Origin of the sequence: Bacillus cereus group sp. BcHK124, assembly GCF_027712065.1 — a bacterium.
Taxonomy (GTDB): domain Bacteria; phylum Bacillota; class Bacilli; order Bacillales; family Bacillaceae_G; genus Bacillus_A; species Bacillus_A pacificus.
Window position 1 is genome coordinate 1 of sequence record NZ_JAQFPJ010000026.1, and the last position, 26,850, is coordinate 26,850.

A 26,850-nucleotide genomic window follows, 5' to 3' on the forward strand; every position below is an offset into this window, starting at 1 on the left:
TTGAACAGTTTAATTCGTATGGCTCTTCGTAACGGATTTTCTGTTAAAACAGTAAACCCCGCTTATACAAGTGTGATTGGAAAATTAAAATATAGTAAAAAGTTTGGTATTAGTGTTCACGAAACCGCTGCGTTCACAATCGCAAGACGTGGATTAGGTTTCCAAGAAAGATTACCTAAAGATGTTGTTCTATTATTAAAAAACAAAATTACAACAAAACTCCGTATTCTTGTTGCTTCCATGGAAGAAAGCGAAAAGGATACGAATACGAAAAAAGTATATAAAAAATGGCTACAAACGATTAAAACATGGAAAGATCATCACAATTGGAAATTGTGGAGTATTCTACACAAAACTGTTTATATGAGCAATCAACAATTATTATTTAAAATTTAAATATAGAAGGGAGGTACTGGTTTATTTCTTATAACCTCTTGCATACTACTGACTTGGATGAATGGTAGTATGCAAGAAAAGACCGTTCCTAACAGGAACCTGCCGTCATTCTTTCACAATAGGTGGATGAAAAGGTCACACCCCTTACGGACAGGAAAAAGGTGAGATTCCTTTTCGGTAGTTGGCATTTGACTTGGTTCGCCAACAATTTATAGATTTTTATAAGAATTTCAAACCAGGTAAAACTATGAACAATCAAAATTTGATTATCGAAAATATGGATAACCCTCATGAGTTGGAGAGAATGTATAGAAAAGACCCGAAAGCTTTTAAAAAGTCATTCTCACAAGCATGGGATGAAAATTCTGATTCTCAGGTGCTAGCTGCCTGGTATGAAAGGTTACATTTCAAGGGAAAGACAAATGCAGAAAAAATATCACTGTTTCAAAAAGGTTTCTTATTCATGAGCATGTTAGCTATTCTAGCTGGGCTAAGTACTAGAATCATTTTCCACTTTGTCGAGCAGGAAGCAATTGCTCCAATTAACCTAGCTTTTGGTGTAATTCCCTTTATCGCTGCTTATTTTGTTTACAATAATACCCCGAAAAAAAGTAATATTTATTTCCTTGCAGCGTTGTTCCTAATTGCGGGGGTGTATCTTAATATGTTGCCATTAAATTATAAAGACAGCAGTATCCTTGCGTATTTACATCTTCCTATATTGTTATGGGTCTTATTGGGACTTGCGTTTACGGGAAATGAATATTCAAAAGGTAGTACAAGATTAGCTTATATTAAATTTAATTTAGAATATGGTCTTCTCTACGCGAGCATGGCAGTGAGCGGAATGATACTAGCAGTATTCACCATGCGATTATTTAGCTTTGTTGACTTGGATATAGGAGAGTTCTATTTTAGTAATGTTGTTTTATTTGGAGCTGCCGCTCTCGCTGTAGTGGCTGCATACTTAGTATCATTGAATCTTAAACTTGCTAAAAATATTACACCATACATATCTAAAATTTTTAGTCCGCTTGTCTTGATTACATTGTTTATCTATCTAATAACGGTAGTTTGGGTCGGGAAAAATCCATTCTTGGACCGAAATTTCCTAATGGCCTTTAACGGAATACTCCTTGGTGTATTGGCTGTTACTATATTTTCTATCGTTGAGAGTGATTCAGATGAGAAAAAGAACATTTCAGACTATATAAATTTTGCCTTAATTGTTTTGGCACTTATTATTGACACTGTCGCTTTATCAGCTATTGTATTCAGACTTTCTTCTTACGGGATTACACCTAATAGACTTGCTGTTTTAGGGGTAAACATACTGATCTGGGCAAATTTAATTTGGATTATGTTTTCCTATATGCGTTTCTTGCAAAACAAATCAGGACCGACAGCTATCCAAGATGCCGTTACGAAGTATTTGCCAATTTACGGACTTTGGGCAGCTTTTGTTATATTTACTTTTCCTATCATTTTTAATTAGAAAGGTTTTGTTAACGTAACGACAAAATTGTTAAAAGAAGATGATAGATGTCATCTTCTTTTAACTGTATAGAAAAACATATTGAATTTATTTTGATGTAAAATATAATGAATTTAGATAATTAAATAAAAACTTCTTATTAAGAGAGGTGGAGGGACTGGCCCTTCGAAGCCTCAGCAACCTAATGTTAAATAAAGGTGCTAAATCCTGTAGGATCTAAAAGTCCTAATAGATAAGAATACGGTTATAAGTAAACCTTCCTCTTATTTTGAAGAAGGTTTTTTCTCATTTAAATAGAGGTTTTGAAAGGTGGTGAGGAAGAATTAAAGAAAATATACAAGAGGAGAATGGAGGACTCAGTGAATAATGAAATTGAGGATTTAAAAGAGAATAGCACAAGTATTTGGAGCAATAAAATTTTTTCGTACTTTTTCTTGGCAAGTTGTATTTCTTTAATAGGTAATTCTATGGTTACGCTCATTTTACCGTTATGGGTAATGAAATTAACGAATTCACCATTACTTGTCTCGGGAGTAAACATTGCCATTGCAACGGCGGCGATTTTATTTGCACCTGTAACAGGAACGTTAGCAGATCGAATGTCGAGAAGAAAGCTTATGATAATTGCGGATGTTATGAGATGTATCGTTATGATTTTAATTGCAGTTATAGCATTTTATAATAAAATGCTATACATTCCGTTACTAATTTTACTTATCATACGTTCAATTGGGAGTGCTTTATTTACTCCAGCTTCAAATGCAGCGTTAGTAACATATGTGGAAGAAAAGCATGTTCAACAGGCGATTACGCTGAGGCAAATATCAATACAAATCATATCGGTCGCCATTCCTTTAATGGCTAGCTTTTTAATTAGTATTTTTAATTTTCATGGAGTATTTTTATTAGATGCAATTACATTTGTTGTATCATTTTTAATTTTAATGAGAATCAAATTTCCACGTGAATTAAAAGTAGAGAAGAAGAAGCCTTTTTATGAAGATTTTAAAGAGGGATTTTCTGTTATTAATAGTAACAAATCGTTGAAGACATTACTAATGAGCGCTGCGGTCATTAATTTACTTGGAGCAGCATGTATACTTTCACTGCAAGTAATAGTTGTTAGAGAAATGAATCTTTCTACGCGATGGTATAGTATAGTTTTTGCGGCATCACCGATAGGGATTTTAATAGGAGCATTTATTACGAAAAAGATTCGTACATATAAAACGATTACGACTGCTTTTATATGTACTGCGATTATGGGAATTTTTAATGCGGCAATGGGTACGACGTTAAATCCGATATTATTTTCAGTTTATTATTTCCTGTCAGGAATTGCATTTGGAGTAAGTAATGTATATTTTGGAGTGTTGTATAGAAAGTTAATTCCAAATGAAGTGCAAGGAAGATTTTTCGGTTTCTTAAATTCGTTATTACTAGTATCAACTCCGATAGGAATTGCAATAACGGGATATTCCCTAGAGTCAATTTCCGCATCTATTATATTTATTATTATTGGGATTATTACGTTTGTAGTTTCGGTTATTTCATTTGTATTGATACATAAGAAATAAGTGTTGTATGAAATTTTTCAAAAATAAAAAACGTCCTATTACGGGACGTTTTTTATTATGCGTATTGTTGTTTTTTCTTAATAAGTAACAACACCTGTGAAACACAAGCAAGTACTGGTAGCTCAATTAACGGTCCAATAACGAGTGCAAGTGCAATAAGAGGCTCATTTGGAAAAGCTGTTACAGCAATAGCAAGTGCAACAGGTGAGTTTCTTGCTAACGTTGTTAAGTTTAGACTTACTGTATCTTTATAAGATAAACGCATAACGCGCCCGATAAATTGTCCTAGTACAAAATTAATGATGAAGAACAATAGAACAGGAATGAGTAATAATAAAACGACATTCATATTTTGTAGTAAATATTTACCTTGTGATGCAAACATTGCTACGATTGCTAAACTTAAAAATACAATTTGGGCAGAGCTGAAAAACGGAATGAGTGTATTCTCGAGCGTTTCAGCTTTTTTCAGTTTATTCATAATGAATTTTGTAGCGTGTGCAAGTAAAAATGGTAAGACGATTACGATAACAATACTTTCTACTAAAACAGAAACCGCTACAGTCTTCATAACACCAGCGAATAAAAATAAATAAATGGGAAGGAGTAGTACTTGTAAAATTAAATTTACAGGTAAAATCGCAGTAGAAAGTGCTACATTTCCTTTCGCTATTTCAGTAAAGATTAAGTACCAGTCTGTACACGGAGTAACCATTAACATAATAAATCCAACCCAAAGTGCGGGATGATCTGAAAGAAATAGTGCACCTAATCCCCAAGCGAGTAAAGGTGTCCATAAAAAGTTAATAGTAAGACTTGTTCCCGCAAATTTTAAATTGTGAAATCCGTTTTTTATTTCTTTTAATGGGATGCTGAGGAATAATCCATATAGCATGAAAAATAAGAAGGGAACAATAAATTTGTCTGAATACATATGTATGAAATTAAATTGTCCGAGTACGATGCCGCATGTAACAGCAAAAAGAATAATAAAAGTTTGAATCTTTTCTATAGTGCTCATGAATAAATCCTTTCTAAATATGAATTTCCCTCTCTACATCTATTATACAAACAATAAAGTTATAATGGATGTTTTAATTGTATTGGAATCATTATTTTTAATTCGAGATAATATTTTTTATTTAAAGTTACTTGACTAAAGTAAGTAGGTGTAATACAATCACTTACATAAGGTAATTAAATAACAAAAAGTTTTAACTAACTGTAAATAGGGTATCAACTGCCCGTAAAAGCCCGATTGGTGAGGGCTAATAATCAGTGGGGGATGAAGACCCCCCACTGATTAAAGTTTCACTTTATTAGAATAAGAATTTTTGTGATGATGAATAATGAATATGATAAGAAAGTTTAGGTGAAGAAAATGGGATTATTTAGCTCGTTATTTGGTAAAAAAGAAGAAAATCAAAAAGTAGAGGAGAATAAAACAATGTCAAAAATATTATTTGTAAAAGCAAACGATCGTCCAGCGGAGCAAGCAGTTAGTTCAAAAATGTATGAAACATTTGTAAGTACTTATAAAGAAGCAAATCCGAATACAGAAATTACAGAGTTAGATTTATTTGCATTAGATCTTCCTTATTACGGAAATATTGCTATTTCAGGTGGATATAAACGTAGCCAAGGTATGGAGTTAACAGCTGAAGAAGAGAAGGCAGTTGCTACAGTAGATCAATATTTAAATCAGTTTTTAGAAGCTGATAAAGTTGTATTTGCGTTCCCATTATGGAACTTTACAGTACCAGCACCATTAATCACATATATTTCATACTTATCTCAAGCTGGAAAAACGTTTAAATATACAGCTAATGGCCCAGAAGGTTTAGCTGGTGGTAAGAAAGTAGTTGTGTTAGGTGCTCGTGGTTCAGATTACTCTTCAGAACAAGTGGCTCCTATGGAAATGGCAGTTAATTACGTAACAACTGTACTTGGATTCTGGGGCATTACAAATCCAGAGACTGTTGTAATTGAAGGGCACAACCAATATCCAGATCGCTCACAACAAATTGTTGAAGAAGGTCTAGAGAACGTTAAGAAAGTAGCGGCGAAATTTTAATTAATTGATAGTAAAATGGAAAAACCAACATGGATGACCATGTTGGTTTTTTAGTCTATTTTTCATGTTAAAAAATGTATATTTATAAAATAAAAGAAAAGTTTGAAAATAGTATTGCAAAATATTATATAGCAAACTATAATGAGTTCAAGAATAGTTGATACTTAAATTAAATGTTCAGAAAATTCAATTAGTTAAAAATGGAAATGACATAGTTTATTTTGAATGGAGGTTATATTATGACGAATAAAGTACCGTTTTCGTTCATAGTTGTTATTGGTTTAATGTTATTTGCACTATTTTTTGGGGCAGGAAATTTAATATTCCCAGCAATGCTTGGTCAATCGGCAGGGGAGAATGTATGGATTGCTAATGCAGGATTTTTAGTAACAGGTGTTGGATTACCGTTATTAGGTGTACTAGCATTTGGTTTTTCGGGTAAAGATGATTTACAGTCATTAGCAAGTCGTGCTCACCCGGTGTTCGGGATTGTATTTACAACAGTTTTATACTTGGCGATTGGCCCGTTATTTGCAATACCAAGAACAGGAAATGTTTCTTATGAAATTGGTCTTAAACCGTTTATGCCAGAGGGATTAGGTTCTACACCTTTAATTCTTTTCACAATTGTATTCTTTAGCATCACTTGTTTTTTTTCGCTAAATCCTGCGAAAATTGTCGATATTGTTGGAAAAATCTTAACGCCAATTAAGTTAACTTTCATCGGTATTTTAGTAATCGTTGCTTTTATTCATCCGATTGGAGAAATGCAAGCACCAGTTGAAGCTTATACATCACATGCATTCTTTAAAGGGTTCCAAGAGGGATACTTAACGATGGACACGCTTGCATCATTCGTATTCGGAATCATCATCATTAATGCAATTAAAGAAAAAGGTGCAAAAACGAAAACACAAATTATGGTCGTTTGTGCGAAAGCAACAATCATTGCCGCATCTATTTTAGCAATTATCTATACAGCACTTTCTTATATGGGTGCTTCAAGTGTTGCAAAGCTTGGACATTTAGAGAACGGCGGAGAAGTATTAGCGAAAGTTTCTAACTACTATTTTGGATCATATGGCGGAGTATTATTAGGATTAATGATTACAGTAGCTTGTTTAACAACTAGTGTGGGACTTGTATCAGCATGTTCTTCATTCTTCCATAAGTTATTCCCAAATGTTCCTTACAAAGCAATTGCAATCACGCTATGTGTATTTAGTGCAATTGTTGCAAATGTAGGATTAACACAATTAATTGCAGTTTCTGTTCCAGTATTAACAGCAATTTATCCACTAGCAATCGTATTGATTTTCTTAACATTCTTCCATTCATTATTCAAAGGAAGAGCTGAAGTTTATCAAGTGAGCTTAACTGTAACATTTATTATCAGTTTATTCGATGGATTAAGTGCAGCTGGAGTTAACGTTGAAGTAGTAAGTCAAGTGTTCACTAATTTCCTTCCGATGCAGGAAGTAGGATTAGGCTGGATCTTCCCAGCGATTATCGGTGGATTTATCGGATATGGCATTAGCGTTTTAAAAGTAAAAAATCAAATTCAACCAGCAGCAAATACGAATAAGAAAATAGGTTAAATAAAAAAGTTATAGAACTTGTTTCTATAGCTTTTTTTGTTACTATTAATAATGAAAGAAAATAAAGTAGTAGGGGAAATAAAATGAAAAAAACAATTGATCATATCGGCATCGCAGTTCGAGATATAGATAGTACGATACGTTTTTATGAAAAAGTGTTGTCAGGAACTTTAATAGATCGTTACGTAAGTGAAGCGCCTGGTGTTGAAAGTGAAGTAGCCATTCTTGAAGTGGATGGAGATAGAATTGAATTGCTTGCGCCGACAAATAACACCACTTCACCAATTGCCCGATTTATAAAACAAAAAGGTAAAGGTGTTCATCACGTTGCATATCGAGTAGATGATTTAGATGTAGCTTTAGAGGAATTGAAAGAACAAGGCATTCGAACGTTAGAGCATACGCTTCGAATTAATAAACACGGCAGAAGATTAATCTATCTTAATCCAGCGGATACAGAGGGAACAATCATAGAGTATTGTGATTATCCGGAAGAGAAATAGAAGAAGGATATTTTTAAGAAGGTGTTACGTAATAACGTAATACCTTTTTTATTTATGTATTTCACATTTTCTTCACAAATGATTCACGATAACTTTTCTATTTCGAAAACTTACGTAAATATATTTTATGATATAATAACAATCGACTTTAAAAATGTAAGTTGTATCTATGAAGGTAGTTACTATTGTATTAGAAGTTTAAAGGCGAGAGAGAAATAAAGAGTTATATTGTATAGAAGTTTATATTTAATCAGGTTAATATTTCGCCTGAGACTCAGACTTGGGAAGTTAAAGTAATGAAAATAGAGTGATGAGGAAGAAAGAAGTGAAATGATTGTGAAAGTAATGAAAAGGTTAGGAGCATGGCTATTCATTGCATGTGTGCTTATCATGTTAATACCAAAAAGTGCATCTGCTCATGCGTATATTGTGAAATCAAACCCTGCTGAAAATGAAACGTTGAAGAAAGCACCAGCAGTTGTGAAAATTGAATTTGATGAGGACATACAAGTCTCAAGTTTTAATACATTGTACGTGAGAGATACATCAGGTAAAAGGGTCGATTTAAAAGATGCTCATATTGATAAAAAAAATAAAAAGCTATTAGAAGCTGGATTAAAAGAGAATATCAAAAATGGTCTCTACTCTATTCAGTGGAAAGTGATTTCTGCTGACGGCCATCCTATTCAAGGAGTTATTCCGTTCCGAATTGGATTAGCGGAAGCTGGAGCAGACGATATACAAGTAGAAGAGATGGGATATGTTCCGCAAATAGACATGATTATGGAACGTGGAATTTTATATACAAGTTTCTCGCTATTTATAGGAGTGCTATTTTTTAACCTTATTATGTATAAAGGGAATGCAATCTCGGTTCGATCAAGGAGTAAGAACATAATATGGATTTCCTTATTAGGGATATTTATTAGCTTGTTATTCAATCTACCACTGCAAGCGAAAATAAATGCTGATGTTTCATGGTTAGAAGTATTCAATCCTTTACTATTAAAAGAAACGTTACAACTTTCTGTTTTTAGTTATGTATGGGTCACTCAAATGGCTTTAATTAGTTTGCTTATAATCGTTACGTATTTTGCGATGAGGCGTGAGAAACTATCGTCGTTTAAAGTATGGAGTATTCCAATAGTATTGTTTATCGGGATACTTGTTATGAAAGCATTTAATAGTCACGCATATGGTTTAAAGTTTAAAGACATTGCTGTCGTTATGGATTTTTTACATTTACTCGCAGCTTCATTATGGATTGGTGGTTTATCGTCTATTATTCTTCTGTTACGTAAAGAGGATAACAAATGGAATATGTATTGGGATATGATTAAGCGTTTTTCACCGTGGGCAACATGTGCTGTCATTGTGATTTTAATAACAGGTCTTTTTAACAGTACATTTTTTATTCCAACAATCCACTCGTTATTTGATACGAAGTATGGATTAGTTTTATTAGCAAAGGTACTTTTATTCATTTTCATGGGGATATTGGGAATTATTCATTATGTGAAAGGGAGAATGAGAGCGGAGCAAGGATTAGGTGCTACGGTGAAAGTAGAGTTTATCATTGGAATTATCATTTTCGTAATCGTAGCTTTTATGACAAACGTACAAACACCACCGATGCCTCCTACTGGACCTTTTACAGAGAGTAAACAATTAGATAATGGATATGAAATGACGCTAAATGTAAGTCCTAATAAAGTAGGACAAAATACATTCCATATTACTTTAAAGGATGAGAACGGACAACCGGTTACTGATATAGAACAAATTATATTAACGACTCAATCGTTAGATATGAATATGGGAAAAGGATCATTTAAAGTTTCGGCAGTTTCACAGGGAGAATATGAAGCAGAAGGTATGTATATTAACATGACAGGAAACTGGAATATACAAGTGCACGGATTAACAAAATCTCTTGATAGCTTTGATACGGATTATAAATTTATAGTAGGCGGCAGATAAAGAAAACGTATAGATAAAAAGGAGCTAATAGAAAATGAAACGAATAAAAAAATTGGGTACAACAATGATCACAACAATAATTGTAATGGTGATTTTTTCATTACCTGTAAGTGCGCACGTTACTGTAAAGCCAGCAACTTCTGACATTGGTTCTTGGGAGACTTACACGATAAAAGTACCAGTTGAAAAGAATGTAGCAACAACAAAAGTTACATTGAAAATACCGTCTGGAGTAGAGTTCCAACAGTATGAACCAGTGCCAGGATGGAAAGTGGAAGAACAAAAAGATAATGTTGGAAAAGTGAAAACTGTAGTATGGGAAGCAACAGGAGAAGGGATTTTACCCGGTCAGTTTCAGCGATTTACTTTCGTCGCTAAAAATCCGGATAAAGAGCAAAAAATAGCTTGGGATGCATACCAACAATATAAAGACGGAGAAATTGTGGAATGGACGGGCGATGAAAAAGCTGAAAAACCACATTCCCTTACTACAATTGCAAAAGGTACGTCATTAACAGGAGAACATGGTGAAGTATCTAATGTAGAAAAGAATGAAGGTACTAGTAAAATACAAGTAATAGCGATAGTCTTATCTATTTTAGCGATTGTATCGTCGGTAGGTGCGTGTGTTTTTGTAGTACGTCGTAAAAAGTAAGATATAAGAAAGAGCCTACAAACAGTAGGCTCTTTTTCATATTTATTTCACTTCAACCCGCTGCCCTACAGCAAGTGCTTTTGGCTTTATATTTACGAAACAAATACTCACTACAATAAATAATAGTCCGATGAATAAGCTAATCGTAATGGCTTCATGTAAGAAAATTGAACTTACAATAATAGCGATTAGTGGAATAAGAAATGTATAAGCCCCAACTTTACTTGCTTCACCAGCTCCAACAAGCGTGAAGTATGCAAGCCACCCCATTGCAATAACAAAGAATGAAATAAAGAGTAGTACACTAACAAATGGCATACTCCAAGCAATACTAGACCAACTTTCAAATTCTGAGCCAAATCCGACTAAACAAAGACCACCGATAAGAAGCTGAATTGTTACCATCCAAATGGCATTCACACGGTGACCAGTTTTCTTAATAAATACTGTTCCAAGTGCCCAGCCAATCGCACATCCTAATGCAAGAAGAATGCCAATGACAGAAATATGTCCAGTTAAACTACTAGAGCTAATAACACCTACACCAATAAATCCGAGTACAAGCCCGAAAATTTTTAAACCGTACATTGCTTCTTCAAGCCATATCCATGAGAAAATACCAAGTAAAACAGGTTGTAAAAATACGATAGCGGAAAATAGACCAGCAGGCATATATTGAAGACCAACAGTTTGTAACCCGTAAAATATAATGATGTTAAGTAAAGAAGAAATAACGTATAAATGCCACGTTTCTTTTAAATGTAATTCTTTATATTTGGGTAGAGCGAAAAGGAGTAAAATGAATCCTCCAATTAAAGTTCGAACGCCTGCAAATAAAACGGGTGGTGTATAATGCAGGGCAAACTTAGATAAAGGCCAATTGATTCCCCACATAAAAACGAGGAAGGTAAGGATTATGGCCGTCTTAGTTCGAGAAAGCTGTGTCACGGTAAGACCTCCTTGTTGTTATTCATTTCACTATGATATGATATCGAATGTAATAAATAAAATGAATCTTTTTTATAAGGAGTATAAGTGATTAGTTATGACCATTACACAACTACAAGTATTAATAAAAACCGTTGAGTTAGGTAGTTTTACGAAGGCTGCCAGGGTGTTAAATATGACACAGCCAGCTGTAAGTCATGCCATTTCAAGTATTGAGTCAGAGTTAGGAATTACGATTCTTATACGTGATAAACGACAAGGATTACTCGTTACGGATGTAGGAAACAGAATTCTTGTACATATTAGAGAGATTTTGAACGGTGTAGAGAAGATTGAACAAGAAGTTGCGATGGAGAAAGGACACGAAATGGGGACGATTCGAATTGGGAGTTTTCCGAGTGCTTCTGCACATTTCTTACCGAAAATGATCAACCATTTTAAGGAGAAGTATCCGAGCTTAGAGGTCGTTCTTTGCGAAGGAACAATTAAAGAAGTTGAAGATTGGTTAATATCGAGGGTTGTTGATATAGGAATTGTAATTTTGCCTAATAAAGAGATGGAGATTGTCCCATTAATGAAGGGAAAAATGGTTGCTATCTTAAGAGAGGATCATCCTCTTTGTAAGAAGGACTCTATTGCAATTAGTGATTTAGAGAATGAACCGATCATATTATGTAAGGGCGGATACGAACCACCCATCATTGATATGTTTAAACAAGCCAACGTACCACTTCGGGCTGAGTATGTAATTTCGACCGTTACTACCGCTTTAAATATGATTCAAGAAGGGTTAGGCATTGCAATATTAGCTGAATTATCTTTAACGAATTTACCAAAAAATGTGCAAACGAGAGAATTAGAACCGCAAGTATGGAGAGAAATTGCTTTAGCTGTTCCTTCATTAAGGGATTCTTCAATCGCTGTGCAGCTATTTATTGAAGAATTTCAGGCGCTATTTGCAGAATAAAAAGAGGTGTCTCGTATATTATAATGGGACACTTTTTAATTTGTTTATAAAAAATCTGTGAAAAGGATTGACTTATTTTTTGGTTGTAACTATAATGATTACATCGAGGTGGTGATTACGATGAAAATTAGTAGCCGCTTTTCCATAGCTGTTCATATTTTATCTATTTTGAAAAACAATCCATCTTCACTTTGTACTTCAGACTATATGGCTGAAAGTGTAAATACGAATCCGGTAGTCATTCGTAAAATGATGTCGTACTTGAAACAAGCTGGCTTTGTTTACGTAAATCGTGGACCGGGTGGCGCGGGATTACTAAAGGATTTACATGAAATCACATTGTTAGATGTGTATCATGCAGTAAATGTAGTGGAAGAAGACAAGCTATTTCATATTCATGAACAACCGAATCCAGATTGTCCAATTGGAGCAAATATTCAAGCGGTATTAGAAGTTATATTAATACAAGCACAATCTGCGATGGAAGAAGTTGTTTGAAACTTTGCAAGAAAAAATGAATGCTTAAATCATATTTATATTTTTTTATCATTAATGTAACTGATTTGATTACAACTATAAAGGTAAGGTGTAAAAGTTATGACTGTAAAAATGAAAGTATACTCAGATTTTATATGTCCATTTTGTTTTTTAGCAAAAGGTCCATTAGATGAGGTAGCGAAAGAGAATGATGTAGAGATCGAATGGATGCCATTTGAATTACGTCCAAGTCCATATTCAAAAATAGATCCATGGAATGAGCCAGAAAAATTAGGTTCATGGGATGCTTTCATTCTTCCAACTGCGAAGAAATTAGGAATTGATATGCGTTTACCACGTGTTTCCCCGCACCCATATACACATTTAGCTTTCGAAGGGTGTCAATTTGCGAAAGAACGTGGACTTGGAAATGAGTATCATCACCGCGTATTCACAGCATTTTTCCAAGAAGAACAAAACATTGAAGATATTGATGTTTTAACAAAATTAGCGGTAGAAGTAGGTCTTCCTGAAGCCGAATTTAAAGATGCTTTAGTAACTCGTAAATATAAAGAAAAGCATGAAGAAGCAATTCAGCACGCATATGAGGAAGCGAATATTATGGCTGTTCCAACTGTCATGATTGGAGAGGAAGTTATTCAAGGGCTTGCTAGTAAAGAAACGCTACAAAGAGTCATTGATAAAGAAATTGAAAAGGATAAAACAAATTCATTTGAAGGTATGCAATGTAATACCGATGGATATTGCTAATTCGCTTGTTATGAAATAACAAAATAAATTATAAAACAAACATTTGGAGGAATGAAAATGTCAGCAACTACAACAAACTTAAAAGAAGCAATCGTGAACCGCCGTTCGATTCGTAAAGTAACAAAAAACGATGCAATTACGAAAGAAAGAATTGAAGAAGTGTTAAAAACAGCTTTACATGCACCAACATCTTTCAATATGCAAAGTGGTCGTATGGTTGTATTAATGGATGGAGAGCATGAAAAGTTTTGGGATATTGTGAAAGAAACACTAAGAGCCCACGTACCAGCAGAAAACTTTGAAGCAACTGTAGAAAGACTAAAAGGTTTTCATGCAGGTGTAGGGACTGTACTATTCTTTGAAGATCAAGCAACTGTAGAAAAAATGCAAGAAAATGCACCATTATATAAAGATCAGTTCCCATTCTGGTCTCATCAAGGAAATGCGATGTTACAACATACTGTGTGGATGTTATTATCAGCTGAAGGAATTGGAGCTTCATTACAACATTACAATCCAATCGTAGATGCTGAAGTGAAAGAAACTTGGAATATTCCAGCTGAGTGGAGCTTAGTAGGACAAATGCCATTTGGTGAACCAAACGAACAACCAGCAGAAAGAACGTTCTTGCCTACTGAAGATGTAGTGAAATTTTATTAAGAAATCCAATATATAACGAGAAGGAAGCTGTGCTTAAAAACAGCTTCTTTTTTTGTAGTGATGTTAATTTATATGCATTTAGGGAAGAAATATAAGAAATAATCCGTTGAGAAAGGAATTAGAAAAATGAATGATAAGAAAAAATATACAGTAGTAGGTACTGATGTTGAGGAAGTAAAGCGTTTAAATAAAAATTCAGGGTTAACGTATAATCAAGTAAAAGAAATGTTAGCAAAGCAAATGCAAAAAAAGAAGTAATTAGATTGAAATCTTTCATTTTTTCATTTAGCATTTTGATTGGAGAGAGTTAAGTAAAAGGTAACTCTCTTTTTCTTATAGCTAAGCATCTTATAGAGTGGAGGAAGCAACATGAAGAAATGGGTAAAGGTAACGCTGTCTATCGCTGGAGGCATTGTCTTATTAGCGTGTGCTGGCGGATATTACGTATATAAAAATTATTTTCCAAAGGAACCTGAGCGTATCGTATATGATAAAGATAGAGTGTTAAAACCGATACATAACCAGTTAAAAGGAATTAACATAGAAAATGTAAAGATAAAAGAAAAAGAAGTCGTAAATGCGACTATAGATGAGCTTCAAAAAATGATTGATGATGGAAAGTTGTCATATGAAGAATTAACGAGTATTTATCTTTTTAGAATACAAGAACATGATCAAAATGGAATAACATTAAATGCTGTTACAGAGATAAACCCTAATGCGATGGAGGAAGCAAGAAAGTTAGATCAAGAGCGAGGTAGAAATAAAAAATCGAATTTATATGGTATTCCTGTCATTGTAAAAGATAATGTACAGACGGAAAAAGTGATGCCGACTAGTGCAGGAACGTATGTGTTAAAAGATTGGATTGCAGATGAGGATGCGACGATTGTGAAAAAGTTGAAAGAAGAAGGTGCTTTTGTTTTAGGAAAAGCGAATATGTCTGAGTGGGCAAATTATTTATCCTTTACAATGCCTAGCGGATATAGCGGGAAAAAAGGACAAAATTTGAATCCGTATGGTCCGATTACGTTTGATACATCAGGATCAAGCTCTGGATCTGCTACAGTAGTTGCAGCAGATTTTGCACCGCTTGCAGTCGGAACAGAAACGACAGGATCGATTGTTGCACCAGCGGCGCAGCAATCAGTAGTTGGGTTACGTCCATCACTAGGTATGGTGAGTAGATCAGGCATTATTCCATTAGCTGAAACACTTGATACAGCAGGACCGATGGCAAGAACGGTAAAGGATGCTGCAACGTTATTTAACATAATGGTAAGTTATGATGAAAAAGATGCAATGACAGAAAAAATGAAAGATAAAGAAAGAATGGATTATACGAAAGACTTATCAATAGACGGTTTGAAAGGGAAAAAAGTAGGAGTACTATTTTCAATAGATCGACAAGATGACAATAGAAAAGAAGTAGCGCAAAAGATAAGAAAAGACCTTCAAGATGCAGGTGCAATATTGACCGATGATATTCAGTTAAACGCTGAGGGTGTAGATAATCTACAAACATTAGAATATGAATTCAAACATAATGTTAACGATTTTCTTTCAAAGCAAAAAAATGTACCGGTAAAATCGTTAGAAGAGATTATAGCGTTTAATAAAAAGGATAGTAATAGACGAATAAAATATGGACAAACATTAATTGAGGGATCTGAAAAATCTGCTATAACGAAAGATGAGTTTGAAAAAGTAGTGCAAACGAGTCAAGAAAATGCAAGAAAAGAGCTAGATAGATATTTAGTAGAAAAAGGTTTGGATGCTCTAGTTATGATTAATAACGATGAAGTTCTTCTATCCGCTGTAGCTGGCTATCCAGAATTAGCGGTGCCAGCAGGATATGATAACAATGGAGAGCCAGTAGGTGCAGTGTTTGTCGGGAAGCAATGCGGTGAGAAGGAACTGTTCAATATTGGATATGCGTATGAGCAGCAGTCTAGAAATAGAAAATCACCTAAATTGTAAAAGGTTAAACGAAAAAAAGAGCTCAACTGAAGTAAGTAGGCTAATATAAATAGAATTTAACAATATAAAAAGAAAAAAAGGATTCTTCCTAATTAGTAAGAAAGATTGTCTATAGAAGTTCATAAAATGTAATATATTCAATTTCCATCCATTGAAGGGGGAGGTTAAATTTTAATGAATGAAGTGAAAAATTTCTTTCGAAGTAGAGGGTTTCAACGGTTTCTCGTTTTAATAATAGTAGCGTTAGTATTATATGGATTAAAAAGTATGATCAATTTAATATTAATTACGTTTATACTGACATTTTTAATGGATCGATTTCAACGTTTTATTTCAAAGAAATTGAAAGTGAACCGGAAAATTGTTATTGCCTGTTTGTATATCATATTAGTTTCCTTTATTGGCACGACGTTGTATAAATATTTACCTGTGTTAACGATACAAATTTCGCAATTGATTTATCAATTTAAATTGTTTTTTCAAAACCCGCCTGATAATGAAATCATTAGATATGCACTTTCGACAATTAACGGAATGGAAGTATCAAAGTATATAGAACAAGGTGTAGATGTCATCTATCAATCGATAGCAAATATAGGGAAGGTAAGTTTACAAATATTATTGTCTCTCATATTAAGCTTATTTTTCTTATTAGAAAAAGAGCGTATTATTACATTTACTTCTAAATTTAAAGAGAGTAAGCTAAAGATTTTTTATGAGGAGATTGCATATTTTGGCGAAAGGTTTGCAAGATCGTTCGGTAAAGTAATTGAAGCGCAGTTTTTGATTGCGGTTGTAAATTGTATTCTTACTGTCATTGCATTAATTGTTTTAGGATTTCCGCAGCTTCTCGTATTAGCTGTTATGATTTTTTTACTTGGATTAATTCCTGTTGCGGGGGTAATTATTTCCTTGTTTCCACTTTGTATTATTGCATATAACGTAGGCGGAGTTATGTACGTGGTATACATACTTATTTTCATTACAGTAATCCATGCTCTTGAAAGTTATTTCTTAAACCCGAAGTTTATGTCTGCGAAAACGAATTTACCAATCTTTTATACATTTATGATTCTCATCTTTTCAGAACATTTCCTTGGAATATGGGGACTTATTATCGGGATACCGATCTTCATCTTTTTATTAGATGTACTTGATGTAAATAATGAGGAATTGGCTAAAAAATAGAAAATAAAGCAAAAAGCAATCCAAAATAAATTGGATTGCTTTTTATCTTAATTAAAGAACCGGAGCCATTGTTTCTTTCAACACTTGAACAGAGTGATCGAATTTTAATTCTTCGTCTTCACTTAATTCTACTTCTAAAATTTCACGAACACCGCCGCGATTTAAAACAGCAGGTACACCGATATACACATCTTTTTGACCGTATTGACCTTCTAAGTAAGCTGATACAGTTAATACACTATTTTCATCATTTAAAATCGCTTTAGTAACACGTAGAAGTGACATACCGATACCGTAGTAAGTTGCACCTTTTCGCTCGATAATATGGTAAGCTGCATCACGAACGTTTATGAAAATTTTGTCTAAATCTTCTTGATTATACGTGTTGTCTTTTTCAAGCAGTGTCTGTAGTTTTTGGATACCAACGGAAACGTGGCTCCAAACTGGAAGTTCAGTATCGCCATGTTCTCCGATAATATAGGCGTGAATGTTGTGTGGGCCAATATCGAAGTACTCACCTAACATATAGCGGAAACGAGCAGAATCAAGCGTTGTACCAGAACCGATTACACGTTCTTTCGGTAAACCAGATTCTTTCCAAGTTACGTAAGTTAAAATATCTACAGGATTTGTCGCGATTAAGAAGATGCCATCAAACCCGCTATCCATAATACTGCGAACGATTTGTTTAAAGATTTTAGCGTTTTTCTCAACTAAATCTAAACGTGTTTCACCTGGCTTTTGTGGTAATCCAGCCGTAATGACTACAAGGTCAGCATCTTTACAATCTTCATAGCTACCTTTCCATACTCTAGTTGGTGCTGGAGCAAATGGAACTGCATGACTTAAATCCATTGCTTCTCCTTCAGCTTTTGCCTCGTTTACATCAACTAAAACAAATTCTTCAGCCACAGCTTGGTTAATCATGCAGTAAGCATAACTACATCCCACTGCTCCTGTTCCTACTAATACAACACGGTTAATCCCTTTTTTCATTTCAAAATTCCTCGCAATTTCATTGATTTTATTATGTAAGATAATACGTCTTACTTCTATAGAGTCATATCTAGTTTATTACATTTTATAAAAGATATTCAAGTAATTGAAAATGTATCCGTGCAATTCTTTGCATGAAACATAGGAAGTAAGTGAACCGAATATAATTCAGTAAAATCCTTTGTAAAAGGGGAAATGGCATGGGAAACCCATTAGCAATGGAAGAAATGCTTCATATTATTCATGCAGGGCTTGTTAAAAAGAATAACCCAAAAAGAATTACGATTGCCGGTGCAGGGATTTCTGGATTAGTTGCAGGTTCTTTATTAAAAGAGGCTGGGCATGAAGTAACGATTATAGAAGCAAATAACAGAATAGGTGGCAGGGTGTATACAATTCGGGAACCATTTAGTGTGGGTTTATATTTTAATGCTGGACCGATGAGAATCCCTGATACCCATAAGTTAACCTTAGCGTATATTCATAAATTTAAACTACCTTTAAACCTTTTTATAAATAAAACTTTTGCAGATATCATTTACACGAATAACATTCAAACAAGATTGAATGTGTTTGAAAATGATCCAAGTGTACTTGAATATCCGGTTTTGGATAAGGAAAGAGGAAAAACGGCAGAAGAGCTAATGCTTGAGGTATTAGAACCAATACTAAATTACATTAAGAAGGATCCTGATAAAAATTGGCTTATCGTTGAAAAAAAGTATAAAACGTATTCGCTTGGTTCATTTTTAATGGAGTATTATTCAGATGGTGCAATAGATATGATTGGGGTACTTCTTGATATGGAAGCTTATATGGGAATGTCCTTAATTGAAGTATTACGTGAAATGATTTTCTTTACTTCAACAACGAAATATTATGAAATAACTGGTGGAATGGATAAGTTATCGAATGCATTCTTACCACAATTAAGAGAACATATTTTAATGCCGTATAAGGTTGATAAAATCATACAAGAAGATAATAAAGTAATGTTACAAGGAAATCATGAACAAACGTTAGAGCAATTTACAATAACAAGTGATTTTGCTATTATTACAATTCCATTTTCAGCGTTACGATTTGTAGAAGTTCGGCCATATTATTTATTCTCTTATTTTAAAAGAAGAGCAATTCGTGAATTAAATTATATTGCTGCAACGAAAATTGCGATAGAGTTTAAAAGTAGATTTTGGGAGAAAGCGGGACAGTGTGGTGGTAAATCTATTACAGATTTACCTATACGTTTTACATACTATCCGAGCTATGGCATTCATACTCCAGGACCAGCTATCGTTATAGCAAGTTATACGTGGGCAGATGAGGCATTAACATGGGATAGTCTCTCGCAAAGAGATCGTATTCGTTACGCATTAAAAAATTTAGCGGAAATATACGGTGACATCGTCTATAGTGAGTTTGTCACTGGAACCTCTTTTAGCTGGAGTCAAAATCCGTATTCTTGCGGCGCATTTACAGCGTTCGAACCGGGCCAAGAGCTCGAGTTATTTCCGTATATTACACCACCATCTGGGAAAGTACATTTTGCAGGAGAGCATACGACATTAACACATGGATGGATGCAAGGAGCAATAGAGTCTGGAATTAGAGTTGCGTATGAAGTAAACGAACAGTGAAGATATATTTACAAATCACGACTCTTTTAATAAAATAATAAATATAAATCGTAATTATTACGCTTTGAATACGTTTGAAATAAAGAAATGGATGGTCGATCAAATGAATAAAGTAGAAATTCATATATTAGGTGGCTTTTTAGGTAGTGGAAAATCAACGCTATTACAAAATTTATTGTTAGCGGAGAAAAAGAAGAATAGAAAAGTTGCAGTATTGATGAATGAAATTGGTGAATACTCGGTAGATACCGATATTATTGGAAAAGAGAATGTTTTAAGGGAACTTCTGAAAGGATGTATTTGTTGTACGTTAAAAGAAGAGCTTGAAATACAGTTGCATTCGTTATATCAGCAAGAAAGCCCAGATGTCATTTATATAGAAACGACAGGTGTTGCGCATCCAATTGAAGTGTTAGATGCATGTGTATCACCAATTTTAGCACCTTTCTTAGAAGTGAAATCCATTGTAGTCGTTTTAGATGCAGTAAGATGGTTAAATCGAAGTGTATTAAGTGCAAACGTTCAGCAATTATTGCATGAGCAACTGAAGTTTGGTAGTCACATTTTAATTAATAAATCAGATTTACTAACAGGTGCGGATAAGAACAAAGTAATAGAAGAAGTGAAAGTGATAAATAATCATGCGAAATTGTTTGAAACAAAATATTGTAATATATCTTTAGAAGACATAGAAGAAGCTGAATTTACGAATAACGCGGAACATGAGACACTACATGTAAAACAGCATTTACATATACAAACGATGACGTATCAATTTACGAAATCGATTGATCAAGATAAATTATACGAATGGCTTTCAAATTTACCAGATAGTATTTATCGCGTAAAAGGTTTTGTGAAATTTCATGGGGACAAATATCCTCACTTATTCCAATACTCGTTCGGAGTACCGACTTTACTGGAACAAGACTTCGGTTTCCCAACGAACTTAGTAGTAATAGGGGAAGGGCTAGATAAGAAGCAATTGGCTGAAGGGTTAGAGGAAGTGGAAAATAATTAAGTGTTTTTTACATAGGCTGCAATAATTGACTTAAGAACTTAAGTTAATTATTGTAGCTTTTTTCATGATTAATACTGCAACGAAACAGTATTTTCAATTGGAAAGTAGAATATATATTGATTGTATGTCCGTTTCCATTAAATAGGAAGGTGATTATAGATTTGTGCCGAATGTAGAGGATACTACAAGAGTTTTCCATTACCTATCTTATAGTTAGTCATGATTACGGACAGGGGACTTTGGCGTGTTTGATTCTATCAGAAAGTAAAATATGGGGAGGATCACAATGTCGATGAAAAAACGTAAATGGCTAAGAATGATGGCTACTGGTTGTGTTTTAGGATCGTTATTCATAACGGCAGCTTGTTCAGGAAAGAAGGCAAGTACAGAAGATGAAAAGACGATTAAAGTAGGGGTTCTTGCTTCATTAACAGGTCCATTAGAATCATATGGAAAACAAACAGTGAACGGATTTGAATTAGGATTAGACTATGCAACCGGTGGAACTGGGAAAGTGGAAGGGAAGAAGATTAAGTTTGTTGTAGAAGATACGGAAACAAAAGCAGAGGTAGCCGTTAAAAAAGCTACGAAGTTATTAGAAGAAGAGAAAGTCGATTTTTTAGTCGGATCGTCTAGCTCAAGTGATACATTAGCAGTTTTACCATTAGCTGAAGAATATGAAAAAATAATGGTCGTAGAACCGGCAGTTGCTGATAGTATTACCGGAAAGAATTGGAATAAGTATGTTTTTAGAACAGGAAGAAGCTCTTCGCAAGATGCAATTGCAGGAGCAGCTGCAATTGCAAAAAAAGATGTAAAGATTGCGACATTTGCCCCGGATAATGCATTTGGCCGTGAAGGGATTGCTGCATTTAAAGCTGGAGCGAAGAAATTAGGTGCAAATATTGTGAACGAGCAATATGCTGATACAAATTCGACTGACTTCACTGCAAATATTCAAAATATCATTAGCTCAAAACCAGATTATTTATTTATTGTTTGGGCAGGGGCAAATTCACCTTGGAAACAGTTGAAAGATATGAATGTGGAAGCGCAAGGTATTAAAATTTCTACTGGTGCACCAGATATTCCGGCATTAAAAACGATGGATGCGTTAGTAGGAATGCAAGGGTTTTCGGTATATTATCATACACTCCCGAAAAATAAGGTGAATGATTGGTTAGTAGAAGAACATAAAAAACGATTTAATGGTGCGGTGCCAGATTTATTTACAGCAGGGGGAATGTCAGCGGCAATTTCTATTGTAGAAGCGTTAAAGAAAACAAAAGGTGATACAGATGTAGATACATTAATTAAGAAAATGGAAGGAATGGAATTTGATACACCGAAAGGAAAGATGAAGTTTAGAGAAAAGGATCACCAAGCGATGCAGACGCTTTATTCTATCACGTTGAAAAAGCAAGATGGTGTTGACTATCCAGTGCCAGTATTAGAGCGAGAATTAACGATGAAAGAAACAGAGCCACCAGTTCAGAATAAATAGACTGAATTTTCTGTTGCTTTTGTATAAAGAGGGGATCCCCTCTTTGTACGTATTTTTTTCATACTGAAAGCTTTAAAGGGGGGATTTCATGACACATTTGCTAGAAACGAAAAATCTTAGTGTATCTTTTGGCGAGCATCATGTTATTAAAGATGTAAATTTAACTGTACAAAAAGGAAAACTCATTTCTATTATCGGGCCAAATGGTGCGGGTAAGACAACATTATTTAATTTACTAAGTGGACAGATTTCACCCACAACAGGTGAAGTGTATTTTAAAGGGCAAGATATTACAAAACTATCGATTTCAGATCGAACACGCTTAGGAATCGGTCGCTCTTTTCAGCTTACAAACATATTCCCAGAATTAACGGTACTTGAAAATGTCCGTTTAAGTGTTCAATCATTCGTACAAGATTACTATAGTTTTTTCCCGAGTCCAGCAAAATTAAAGCAACAAGTTGGAGAGGCGAGACGTTTCTTAAAAACAGTATTACTTCAGGAGAAAGAGAATGTATTAGCAAAAGATTTGGCACATGGAGAGAAAAGAAAGCTAGAACTTGCGATGTTATTAGCTTTAAAAACGGATGTGTTATTACTTGATGAGCCGACGGCAGGTATTTCGGTTGAGGAAGTCCCAGCTATATTACAAGTGATTGAAAATATTAAGAAACATCCAGATAGTACAATTGTACTTATTGAACACAAAATGGATATGGTACTAGGTTTGTCAGACCATCTAATCGTTTTATTTCATGGAGAGTTATTGGCTGAAGGTTTACCCGAAGAAATTATGAAAGATGAGCGTGTACAAAGTGCTTATTTAGGGGGATTATATAGTGGCACTATTACAAGTGAATAATATAGAGACGTATTTAGATCAGTTTCATATTTTACAAGGGGTATCTCTTACTGTTGAGAAAGGAACGATTACTGTACTGTTTGGAAGAAATGGGGCAGGGAAGACTACGACGTTACGTTCGGTTATGGGGTTTCACCATATCGCACATGGTGAAATTTATTATGATCGTACACAAGTAAATGGATTATCTACACATTTAATTTCAAGGAAAGGGATAGGGTATGTACCAGAAAATCAAGGTATTTTTCACGATCTGACAGTAGAAGAAACATTCGCTCTTGCTAGAGGTAAGGGCGAAGAAGCGGAAGAAAAAATAGAATGGATGCTTGAACTATTTCCAGATTTAAAGCAATTTTGGCACAAAAAAAGTGGACTCTTAAGCGGGGGACAAAAGCAAATGTTAGCAATTTCAAGAGCATTTATTAATAGTGATGGTTTATTACTTATTGATGAGCCGAGTAAAGGCTTGTCTCCTATTATGATAGAAAAATTAATGATAGCTATTTTGAAAATGAAGGAGAAAACAACAGTTTTACTCGTTGAACAAAATTTTATGATGGCTAGTCAAATTGGTGATTATTTTTATATTATGGATAACGGAAAAATTGTTCATAACGGTTTTATGCATGAATTAAAAGAGGATAAGGAAATGTGTCACAAATATTTAGGAATCTCTTAACATGAATCCGGGGTGAGAAGGATGGATGTGTTAATCAATTTATTTGTAAATGGGATTTCAACAGGGATGCTCATTTTTTTATTAGCATCAGGTCTTTCACTTATTTTCGGTTTAATGAGTGTTCTAAACTTCGCACATGGTGGTTTATTTGCGTGGGGAGCATTTACAGGTGTTTGGCTATTTAATATGACAGGGAGTTATGTGTTAGCTTTAATTGGAGCAATAGCTATGGGGATGTTTCTTGGCTTCGTTTTAGAAAGATTCCTTATTAGACCGGTGTATGGAAATCATGTTCGCCAGCTTCTTGTGACACTTGGAGGAATGCTTGTACTAAGTGAATGCATTAAAGTATTTTGGGGCCCTAATCCAATTGGTGCAAAATTACCATTATGGCTACAAGGAAGTTTTACATTCGGAGGCGTTATCTTAATTAAATATCGTCTGTTCGTTATTATAATTGGGATTATCATATACATCGCCTTACTATTATTGCTCAAAAAAACAAAGATAGGTCTTATGATACGCGCAGGTGTAATGGATAAAGAGATGGTTCAAGCGCTCGGTATTAACGTAAAAGCGATATTTTCTTTCGTCTTTTTATTAGGAGCAGGGATGGCTGCCTTAGGTGGCTTCTTATTAGCACCATACTCAGGCGTTATTTTCGCTGAGATGGGTATGCAGTATGCGATTTTAGCTTTCATAGTAGTAATCATTGGAGGGCTAGGAAGCGTACAAGGTTCAGCCATCGCTTCTTTAATTGTCGGATTAGCTGGTGCTTTTACAGCGTATTTTATACCGGATTTATCACTTGCAATCAATATGTTAATGTTACTATTTTTCTTAATCGTGAAGCCAAATGGACTTGTTGGTGAAAAGGGGTGAAATGGTGAACAGCACATCAAATCGAATTAAAGTATACTTCGGAGTATGTATGCTCATTTGTTTAAGTGTATTTCCATTCGTAAATGATTCACGGAGCTTGTTAATTTTGTTCACTCAAATCTTCATCTTTGCTATTTTTGCAATGAGTTTTGATGTATTGCTTGGATATACCGGAATTGTATCGTTCGGCCATTGTATGTTCTTTGGAATCGGAGCATATGGCGTAGCACTTTTATTTGATCGACAAGGAGTATCCATAACGAACTTTTTAATAGGGATAGTAGCTGCAATTATCATTTCAGCCATTGTTAGTTATATAATTGGTTTGCTTTCTTTACGGCTGAAAAGTCATTTTTATGCGATGTTAACACTTGCTATTTCACAGTTGTTTTTCGTACTTGCTGAAAAATGGCGTGGGCTCACTCACGGAGGAGATGGTTTTACATTTGGTGTACCAGAAGTATTCCGTGATCGTTTTACGTTTTATTATGTAACACTTATATGTTTACTTATCATTTTTGTTCTGTTACGTCTTTTCACCAAATCTTCTATTGGAAAAGTATTAAAGGCAATTTCACAAAATGAGCAACGTGTTGAAGCACTAGGATATAAAGTTCTTCATTATAAAATTATTGCTAGCATTGTTGCAGGAGTAGTAGCTGCAATTAGCGGTGGTTTATTTGTTATCACTTTACGTTTTGTTAATACAACTGTATTTTCAATTGAAATGACATTAAATGCATTATTGATGACTATGATTGGAGGCGTTGGAACGTTAATAGGAGCCATTGCAGGAGCTGGAATTATTGAATCCCTAAAATATTATTTATCAGAACTAGCTACAGAGTATCCGATCTTTGAACGATGGACGATTATTCTTGGTGTATTGTACATTATCGTATTGCTAGTTTTCCCGAAAGGATTAGTTGGCACGGTTAAGGGACTGAAGAATATGAAACGGAATAAGAAGGAGAAAAGTGCAGAAGTGGAGCAAAATGTGTGAAAAATCAATTGTATAGAATATGAAAATCCCTCTTTTAGATTCGGAAAGGAGGGATTTTTATTGCTGTATGTAAATTTAGTTCGTTTATAGCTATTATATTAATCAAATAGTTCATCAGGGATTTGTTTGAAAGAATTTTGATTCGTAAAGAAATGAACAGCTAATTTCTCAATTGGAACATTTTCAATTGGTACTAATTTATCATTTTTAATCGGTAAAAAGGCTATTCCTTTTCCGTCCTGAATAAACTCTTCTATAAGCGAATAAGAATCTAATTGTTGAAGTTGACGCTGAGATAAATTATTTTCTTTTAGAAATTGTATCGTCTTATTCCTAAAAGGGCACTTTTTGTCATTACTAACGAAGAAGAGTCCCTTTGAAAAGTCAATGGTACACTTTTCTTTCGGTTTTAATAAGCCGATAGAAATTGAAGTGGAAAATACTTTTTTGAACGATATGTCTGGGTAATCCTCATAAGTAATGACCATATCAACTTTTTGTTGCTGCAGTAATTTTTGCAAATGACTACTATTTTCTACATATATTTGATAACTCCTAAAATTTTCTTTAATGCGCTTGCTTACATAATTAGTCAAAATAGATTGTGACGTTGCGATTATATAAGAAGACCCACTCGTTTTAATTTTATCTTTTGCTTCTTCTACTAGCGTTAATATTTGATTTGTGTAGTCTAATAAAATGTCACCAGAAGGTAATAAAGAAACGCCTTTGTTATCTCTATGTAGTAAAGGAGTTTCTAACTCTTGTTCTAATTTTTTAATTCGCTCAGTTATGTTCGGTTGAACATACCCTAACTCTTTCGCAGCTTTACTAATAGAGCCTTCGCTAGCCACAGTTTTGAATATAATAAGATCATTTATTTCCATTTATCACAGCCCCTTATACGATATCATTATAAATGATACCAAACATAATTTATACCTATTTTACGTTAGTCAATCATCGGTTTATCATTGTGTATATAAGATGGAAAGTG

25 protein-coding genes, 1 pseudogene and 1 riboswitch are annotated in these 26,850 nt (G+C 34.2%); of the genes and pseudogenes, 22 read left to right on the plus strand and 4 right to left on the minus strand.

The annotated features are described in order from the left end of the window. The 3 genes from PDK19_RS24150 to PDK19_RS24160 all read left to right on the plus strand — a co-directional run. Positions 1 to 396, plus strand: a 396-nt coding sequence (locus PDK19_RS24150; protein WP_270708150.1) for a transposase, incomplete at its 5' end; no start/stop codon positions are given. A gap of 247 nt (positions 397 to 643) precedes the next feature. After that, positions 644 to 1,891 (plus strand): DUF4153 domain-containing protein, encoded by a 1,248-nt coding sequence (locus PDK19_RS24155; RefSeq protein WP_049113894.1) that lies wholly within the window; start codon positions 644 to 646, stop codon positions 1,889 to 1,891. A gap of 133 nt (positions 1,892 to 2,024) precedes the next feature. Beyond that, a riboswitch (SAM riboswitch) is annotated at positions 2,025 to 2,130 on the plus strand. Between the two features lie 108 nt (positions 2,131 to 2,238). Continuing rightward, positions 2,239 to 3,468: an MFS transporter gene (locus PDK19_RS24160; RefSeq protein WP_392387486.1), complete on the plus strand. Its 1,230-nt coding sequence runs from the start codon at positions 2,239 to 2,241 to the stop codon at positions 3,466 to 3,468. Positions 3,469 to 3,523: 55 nt separating this feature from the next. Here the strand turns inward: PDK19_RS24160 and PDK19_RS24165 are convergent, their stop codons facing one another. After that, complete coding sequence (locus PDK19_RS24165; RefSeq protein WP_049111821.1) at positions 3,524 to 4,489, minus strand: arsenic resistance protein; 966 nt, start codon at positions 4,487 to 4,489, stop codon at positions 3,524 to 3,526. 360 nt (positions 4,490 to 4,849) lie between these two features. Here PDK19_RS24165 and PDK19_RS24170 point away from each other — a divergent pair, with 360 nt between their 5' ends. The 5 genes from PDK19_RS24170 (at position 4,850) to PDK19_RS24190 (ending at position 10,278) form a co-directional block, all read left to right on the plus strand. Further along, on the plus strand, positions 4,850 to 5,542 hold the full coding sequence (locus PDK19_RS24170; RefSeq protein ID WP_270708151.1) for an FMN-dependent NADH-azoreductase: 693 nt from the start codon (positions 4,850 to 4,852) through the stop codon (positions 5,540 to 5,542). 239 nt (positions 5,543 to 5,781) lie between these two features. Continuing rightward, positions 5,782 to 7,140 (plus strand): branched-chain amino acid transport system II carrier protein, encoded by a 1,359-nt coding sequence (gene brnQ / locus PDK19_RS24175; RefSeq protein WP_270708152.1) that lies wholly within the window; start codon positions 5,782 to 5,784, stop codon positions 7,138 to 7,140. 83 nt (positions 7,141 to 7,223) lie between these two features. Continuing rightward, the gene (locus PDK19_RS24180; RefSeq protein WP_029440907.1) at positions 7,224 to 7,643 is read left to right on the plus strand and encodes a VOC family protein; all 420 of its coding nucleotides are present in this window, start codon (positions 7,224 to 7,226) and stop codon (positions 7,641 to 7,643) included. A gap of 330 nt (positions 7,644 to 7,973) precedes the next feature. Then, positions 7,974 to 9,623: a copper resistance CopC/CopD family protein gene (locus tag PDK19_RS24185; protein ID WP_139302987.1), complete on the plus strand. Its 1,650-nt coding sequence runs from the start codon at positions 7,974 to 7,976 to the stop codon at positions 9,621 to 9,623. Between the two features lie 34 nt (positions 9,624 to 9,657). Further along, positions 9,658 to 10,278, plus strand: a complete 621-nt coding sequence (locus tag PDK19_RS24190) for a YcnI family copper-binding membrane protein (RefSeq protein ID WP_074615123.1) — start codon at positions 9,658 to 9,660, stop codon at positions 10,276 to 10,278. Positions 10,279 to 10,320: 42 nt separating this feature from the next. Here PDK19_RS24190 and PDK19_RS24195 read toward each other — a convergent pair whose 3' ends face one another. After that, a complete protein-coding gene (locus PDK19_RS24195) occupies positions 10,321 to 11,226 on the minus strand; it encodes a DMT family transporter (RefSeq protein WP_074615122.1) in 906 nt (301 codons plus the stop codon). Between the two features lie 97 nt (positions 11,227 to 11,323). On the opposite strand from PDK19_RS24195, the gene PDK19_RS24200 reads away from it, so the two are divergent. From PDK19_RS24200 to PDK19_RS24230, 7 genes and pseudogenes are all read left to right on the plus strand, one after another. Beyond that, positions 11,324 to 12,193 (plus strand): LysR family transcriptional regulator, encoded by an 870-nt coding sequence (locus PDK19_RS24200; protein ID WP_074615121.1) that lies wholly within the window; start codon positions 11,324 to 11,326, stop codon positions 12,191 to 12,193. Between the two features lie 120 nt (positions 12,194 to 12,313). Then, positions 12,314 to 12,719, plus strand: a pseudogene (locus tag PDK19_RS24205) (Rrf2 family transcriptional regulator). A gap of 71 nt (positions 12,720 to 12,790) precedes the next feature. Then, positions 12,791 to 13,441 (plus strand): DsbA family oxidoreductase, encoded by a 651-nt coding sequence (locus PDK19_RS24210; RefSeq protein WP_014893832.1) that lies wholly within the window; start codon positions 12,791 to 12,793, stop codon positions 13,439 to 13,441. A gap of 57 nt (positions 13,442 to 13,498) precedes the next feature. After that, positions 13,499 to 14,101: a nitroreductase family protein gene (locus tag PDK19_RS24215; protein WP_014893831.1), complete on the plus strand. Its 603-nt coding sequence runs from the start codon at positions 13,499 to 13,501 to the stop codon at positions 14,099 to 14,101. A gap of 126 nt (positions 14,102 to 14,227) precedes the next feature. After that, positions 14,228 to 14,359, plus strand: a complete 132-nt coding sequence (locus PDK19_RS24220; protein ID WP_014893830.1) for a hypothetical protein — start codon at positions 14,228 to 14,230, stop codon at positions 14,357 to 14,359. A gap of 111 nt (positions 14,360 to 14,470) precedes the next feature. After that, positions 14,471 to 16,081, plus strand: a complete 1,611-nt coding sequence (locus PDK19_RS24225) for an amidase family protein (protein WP_270708153.1) — start codon at positions 14,471 to 14,473, stop codon at positions 16,079 to 16,081. 174 nt (positions 16,082 to 16,255) lie between these two features. Beyond that, positions 16,256 to 17,269, plus strand: a complete 1,014-nt coding sequence (locus tag PDK19_RS24230) for an AI-2E family transporter (protein ID WP_049122624.1) — start codon at positions 16,256 to 16,258, stop codon at positions 17,267 to 17,269. Between the two features lie 51 nt (positions 17,270 to 17,320). Here PDK19_RS24230 and PDK19_RS24235 read toward each other — a convergent pair whose 3' ends face one another. Then, entirely contained in the window at positions 17,321 to 18,265 is a 945-nt protein-coding gene (locus PDK19_RS24235) for an L-lactate dehydrogenase (protein ID WP_000715321.1), read from the minus strand. Between the two features lie 200 nt (positions 18,266 to 18,465). Here PDK19_RS24235 and PDK19_RS24240 point away from each other — a divergent pair, with 200 nt between their 5' ends. From PDK19_RS24240 to PDK19_RS24270, 7 genes are all read left to right on the plus strand, one after another. Next, positions 18,466 to 19,902, plus strand: a complete 1,437-nt coding sequence (locus PDK19_RS24240; protein WP_049110643.1) for a flavin monoamine oxidase family protein — start codon at positions 18,466 to 18,468, stop codon at positions 19,900 to 19,902. Positions 19,903 to 20,005: 103 nt separating this feature from the next. Beyond that, entirely contained in the window at positions 20,006 to 20,923 is a 918-nt protein-coding gene (locus PDK19_RS24245; protein WP_270708154.1) for a CobW family GTP-binding protein, read from the plus strand. 286 nt (positions 20,924 to 21,209) lie between these two features. Continuing rightward, on the plus strand, positions 21,210 to 22,427 hold the full coding sequence (locus tag PDK19_RS24250) for a substrate-binding domain-containing protein (protein WP_000062013.1): 1,218 nt from the start codon (positions 21,210 to 21,212) through the stop codon (positions 22,425 to 22,427). Positions 22,428 to 22,515: 88 nt separating this feature from the next. After that, positions 22,516 to 23,289 (plus strand): ABC transporter ATP-binding protein, encoded by a 774-nt coding sequence (locus PDK19_RS24255; protein WP_049110645.1) that lies wholly within the window; start codon positions 22,516 to 22,518, stop codon positions 23,287 to 23,289. Then, positions 23,267 to 23,968, plus strand: a complete 702-nt coding sequence (locus PDK19_RS24260) for a branched-chain amino acid ABC transporter ATP-binding protein (protein WP_001196704.1) — start codon at positions 23,267 to 23,269, stop codon at positions 23,966 to 23,968. The genes PDK19_RS24255 and PDK19_RS24260 overlap by 23 nt, the downstream gene beginning before the upstream one ends. A gap of 21 nt (positions 23,969 to 23,989) precedes the next feature. Next, positions 23,990 to 24,850, plus strand: a complete 861-nt coding sequence (locus PDK19_RS24265; protein ID WP_000382799.1) for a branched-chain amino acid ABC transporter permease — start codon at positions 23,990 to 23,992, stop codon at positions 24,848 to 24,850. A 49-nt stretch (positions 24,851 to 24,899) separates the two neighbouring features. Then, on the plus strand, positions 24,900 to 25,853 hold the full coding sequence (locus PDK19_RS24270; protein WP_049110655.1) for a branched-chain amino acid ABC transporter permease: 954 nt from the start codon (positions 24,900 to 24,902) through the stop codon (positions 25,851 to 25,853). A gap of 98 nt (positions 25,854 to 25,951) precedes the next feature. On the opposite strand, the gene PDK19_RS24275 is transcribed toward PDK19_RS24270, so the two are convergent. Beyond that, the gene (locus PDK19_RS24275) at positions 25,952 to 26,740 is read right to left on the minus strand and encodes a LysR family transcriptional regulator (RefSeq protein ID WP_074615118.1); all 789 of its coding nucleotides are present in this window, start codon (positions 26,738 to 26,740) and stop codon (positions 25,952 to 25,954) included. Between the last annotated feature and the right edge of the window lie 110 nt (positions 26,741 to 26,850).